A 4,676-nucleotide genomic window follows, 5' to 3' on the forward strand; every position below is an offset into this window, starting at 1 on the left:
GGTATGGTTTTAAGTTAAACCTTTGAATGACAAGTGTTTATTTTCTACTGGCTCGATAGAGATGTAATGAGGTCAGCCCATTTTTTAAGGGCTGCTTTACGCTCGTCAAAGAAGTCGTGATGGTTGTAGACCGCCACGATGCCCTGTGACTTGAGGGTGTGGTTCAGGATCAGTTCCGCTACCTCCTGCTGTACCCCGAGTGCGGCCAGGTGCGTTCTGGCGGTATGGCGCAGAGCATGCACGTTCAGTTGTTCGATCCCCTCAACCTTGGCCCGTAGCTTCTGGATGGCGGCATTCAGGGTGGTTTGCCCCATATGTGGTTTGGTCTGCCTGGAGATGGCGGGAAAAACGTAGTTACTGCCACACCCAAGATACTTGGCCTCTTTAAGCCAGGTGATGGCTTGCTCTGGCAAAGGGATTACGATGCCACGGCCGGTCTTCGTCCGTTCTGGCGGCAGTGTCCAGGTCTGTTGCTGCAAGTCGAACTCATCCCAGGTGGCAGAAAGCAGTTCCATCTTTCGACCACCCAGCAACAGCAGCAGGCGAAAGGCCAGATCGCAGCTACGGCTAAACCCCCGGCAGGTCGGGATCGCACCCAGCACCTCCGTCAGCTTCTCTTTGGTCAGATAAAAGTCCCTGCTTTTCAGCTGGCCACCGGCATCAGCCAGGGTAAAGGCGGAGGCTGGGTTGCTTTCTACGATGTGCCGTTTGATGGCGTAGTCGAACAGCCGCTTGATCCAGCCAAGGATGTTATTGGCCATGGTCGGGCTTCCACGGTCGAGAATGGATTGCAGGAGCGCATCAATATGCCTTGGTTTGACATCCTCTGGTCCCAGTTTGCCTAGGCTGGCAATAATGTCCTTCTCGAATCGCTGCCTGATCACGTGAGCATCTTTGCGGCGTCCTTCTACCTGTCTGGAAAGGAACTCATCAGCCAGGGAAGCCACAGTGAGACGGTTCGCGATGGCTGCATGCCGAGCGATGGATTCGCGCTTGCGCTCCTGCTTCTCGCCGGCTACATCAGTGCCAAGGGTGACCATGGCCATCAACCGCTTCGCTTCGTCCATTGCTTGTTTGAGCACCATGTTATCGACATGACCGATCAGCATCTTGCGTTGCTTACCGCCGAAGCGATACCGCAACCGCCAGAACGGGCGCTTATAGTTGGCTGGCCAGCAGAGTGCGAGGTTGTCACACACTGACCGGTTATCAAAACGCGCCCCCTGTTCACCTTCCCGCATGAGTGCCTTAAAGGTGATTTCAGCCTGCTTTCTTGGCGCCATAACGCTCCCCTGTGTGACCCTAAAGTTTTTCATAAGCAAAAAAAAGTGCGACCCCATTCTAATTAGGGTCACACCTGGGGTCACACAATTTTTAGTATCTGATGGTATCGCTTAGTTAAGGATGACTCTAAGTGTCAGATTTTTCTGGCTTTGATACTTCTATAGCCTGCTCTGAACCATTAGACAAGTTTTTGATGTAGACATCCATCTGGTTGAACGCGATCTCGATGCCGTTTTCGCGGAACAGCTGGTCTATCTTGCGGTTCAGCTCGTCCACCGCCGGGTTGCGATCGCCGAGCTCGCTCACGAAGAAGCGCAACTCGTGATCCAGGGTGCTGGCACCGAAGGTGAGGAAGTAGACGATGGGCGCAGGATCCTTGAGCACGCGGCTGTTCTCGTCCGCCGCCTGCTTGAGCAGGGTGCGGGTCAGCTCCAGATCCGAACCGTAGGCCACGCCCACCCGTACGATGACCCGGGTGACCGTATCGCTCAACGACCAGTTGATGAGCCGCTCGGTCATCAGCTGCTGGTTGGGGATGATCACCTCCTTGCGGTCGAAGTCGGTCAGGGTGGTGGCGCGAATGCGGATCCGCGAGACGGTGCCGGAGAAGGAGCCGATGGTGACGGTGTCACCGATCCGCACCGGACGCTCGAACAGTATGATGATGCCGGAGACGAAGTTGGAGAGGATCTCCTTCATGCCAAAACCGATACCGACCGACAGACCACCGGCGACCCACTGCAGCTTGTCCCACTGTACCCCCATCATGGAGAGGGCGGTCAGCGAGCCGACCCCGATCAGCACGTAGTTGAGCATGGTGGTGATGGCGTAGGCCGTGCCCTGGGCCAGGTTCAGCTTGGAGAGCACCAGCACCTCCAGCAGACCCGGCAGGTTGCGGGCCAGCGACCAGGCGCCGCCCAGCAGCAGGAAGCCTATCAGCACGTCGCTCAGGCTGATCGGGAACATCACGGCATTGGCCCCTGTCCCTTCAGTGCGGTGCCACAGCACCATGCTGTCGAGGTAGGAGAAGACCGCCACCAGATCGGACCAGAGCCAGTAGAAGGCGACGCCGAAGATCAGCAACAACACGGTACGGGTCAGACGCAGCGACTGCTGGCTGACATCCTCCAGATCCATGGGCTGCTCTTCGATGGTGTCTCCCCCTTCCGCATCCTCCTGGGCCTTGTGTTCTCGTTTGGCCACCGCACGGCGATAGGCCAGGCGACGGGCCGCCAGCTCAAGGCCGCGCAGGGCGGTACGGTAGACCAGGCTCCAGAGGATGAGCAGGTAGAAGGACTCGATCAGCCGGCCGGTCAGCTTGAGGGCGGTGTAGTAGTAGCCCAGTCCGACCAGCACTATCAGCGCCACCGGTGCCAGCGCCAGGGCGATGGCGGTGATGGACTGCTGCATGCTCGCCTCGCCCTTGATGCGGGCGCGGGAGATGGGGAACACCAGGTAGGCGGCCAGCCCCAGCAGGGCCAGGGTCAGCGCCTGACCCACCACGTCGTTGCCAAGTGAGGAGGGTTCCACCACCGCCTTGGTCGACAGCATGATGAGCGGCAGCAAGGGCACCCAGAGATAGCGCATGCTGGTGCGCTTGGCCTGCAGGTCGGCTTTCGGGATGCGGAAGTGGCTCTCGGCGATACCGCCCGGTCGCATCACCGCCAGATAGACGCTGAACACCAGATAACCGAGCGCCAGGTTGAGGGTGATCTGGAAAATCAGCTTGGAGCTGAGCAGACCGCAGTCAGTCAGCAACAGACCGGCAGCCAGGATGAACAGGCTGCCCGGCAGGCGTTGCAGCACGGTATAGCAGAGGGCTGCCGGGGTGTGCCACTGGCTGTCCTGGCGAAAGCGCCCCAGATCCTTGGTGATCTTCTTCTGTCGCTCGATCAGCGTCGGGCGTTTCCAGATCAGCAGGCCACCTATCAGCAGTAGCGGCAGGGCCAGCAAGGTGATGGGCAGCAAGGTTTCACCCCAGCCGCTCCAGTCCGGTTTCAGCACCCAGTCGGAGGCCTGCTTGTAGGCCTGGGCCGGCCAGCTGATGAACCACTTGCCGTCGATGGGCTTGTTGCTGCTCACCCAGAAGATGTGCTGCTGCAGGGTGAACTCGATGGAGGAGTAGATCCGCGCCAGCTGCTGCTGGGTCAGCTGCAGGCTGATGGCGTTGGTCAGCTGGGCATCCAGCTGGCGGTTGAGCTGGTCGAGCAGGCTGATGCGGGTGTCGAGCAGCTTGGAGAGGCTGGCTCTGTCCTCCTCGCTCACCGGCTCGTTGCTATTGGCGATCAGGTTGTCCAGATACTGGGTCTTCTGGAACAGCTGGTCGCGCTGCTGGCTCAGTTCAAACTGGGCCAGGTGCAGGTCGGCGATCTGCTCCTCCAGGTTTTTCACCAGGGTGGAGGGGGAGGACTCCAGCTGCTGGTAGAGCTGATAGAGGATGCGCGACAGCAGCAGGTTGCCCTTGAGCATCTGCACCTGTTCGTTGAGGTTGCGCTCGGTCTGGGTGCCGCGCTCCAGCCAGCTCTTGGCCTGCAGGTTCTTCTGCACCAGCGAGTTGAGGCTGGCGGTGGCGCTGACCAGCTGCTGGCTGAGCTGGTGGTTGAGCTCCTGCTCCTTTTGCACCAGCGGGCTGTCGGCGGCGGCCACCAGCTCACCGGTCTGCTCTGCAGTTTTTTCGGTGTCGCCCAGGCGCTTGGCACTGCTCTGCTCCTGCAGCAGTTGCAGCTTCTGCTCTTCGCTCGCGAGGCGGGCGGTCTGGTAGTCGCGCTGTTTGACCGCCAGATCCTGCATGCTGGTGCGGTTGTCCAGCTCCTTCTGCAGGTTGGCCAGCTGCAGATCCAGCAGGGCCAGCTCGGCATTGAGCTTCATTTTCTCGGCGCTGCTCACCCCGTCACCGGCGTTGAGACGGGTACGGATCTCCTGACTGCGCTGATAGGCGCGGCTCATGCTGGCCTGGGCCCGCTCCGGCAGGGTCTGCAGGTTGGTGAGCTGGCTGCCGATGGTGCCGAGGGCCTCCTGGGCATCCTGCATGTTGGCCATGACGTCGGGCTGGCGACTCTCCAGCTCGCTCAGGCTCATGCTGGCGTATTCGCTCTTGATCTGCTCGGCGCTCTTGCCCTAGGGAAAGTGCGAACAAGTCCTTGATGTGAGATCATGAACCCCACTTGGCATCAGGGATGAGGTTCAGCATGAGTCACCAGCTCACCTTCGCGGACTGCGAGTTCAATGGCAAACGCCGTAAAACCCGTAAAGAGATATTCTTGGCTCGCATGGAGGCTGTGCTCCCATGGCCAAGGATGCTGGGGGTCATCGAACCCGTCTATCCCAAAGCTGGTAACGGGCGTCGTCCCTACCCACTCGATACCATGCTCCGCATTCACTGTATGCAGCAG

At 59.7% G+C, this 4,676-nt stretch carries 1 protein-coding gene and 2 pseudogenes; 1 reads left to right on the top strand and 2 read right to left on the bottom strand.

Going from position 1 to position 4,676, the window contains the following annotated elements; all coding sequences use genetic code 11:
• Positions 1 to 44 precede the first annotated feature (44 nt).
• On the bottom strand, positions 45 to 1,283 hold the full coding sequence (locus CAK78_RS09200; RefSeq protein WP_094697080.1) for a tyrosine-type recombinase/integrase: 1,239 nt from the start codon (positions 1,281 to 1,283) through the stop codon (positions 45 to 47).
• Between the two features lie 127 nt (positions 1,284 to 1,410).
• Positions 1,411 to 4,401 (bottom strand): annotated as a pseudogene (gene mscK / locus CAK78_RS09205) (mechanosensitive channel MscK); the annotation flags it as partial.
• A gap of 71 nt (positions 4,402 to 4,472) precedes the next feature.
• Between mscK and CAK78_RS09210 the strand changes: the two are divergent.
• Positions 4,473 to 4,676 (top strand): annotated as a pseudogene (locus tag CAK78_RS09210) (IS5/IS1182 family transposase); the annotation flags it as partial.

Origin of the sequence: Aeromonas sp. A35_P (genome assembly GCF_002259925.1) — a bacterium.
Taxonomy (GTDB): domain Bacteria; phylum Pseudomonadota; class Gammaproteobacteria; order Enterobacterales; family Aeromonadaceae; genus Aeromonas; species Aeromonas dhakensis.

Coding starts and splice junctions, on each gene's coding strand:
- CAK78_RS09200 (WP_094697080.1), bottom strand. CDS start 1,283: ATGGCGCCAAGAAAGCAGGCTGAAATCACCTTTAAGGCACTCATGCGG.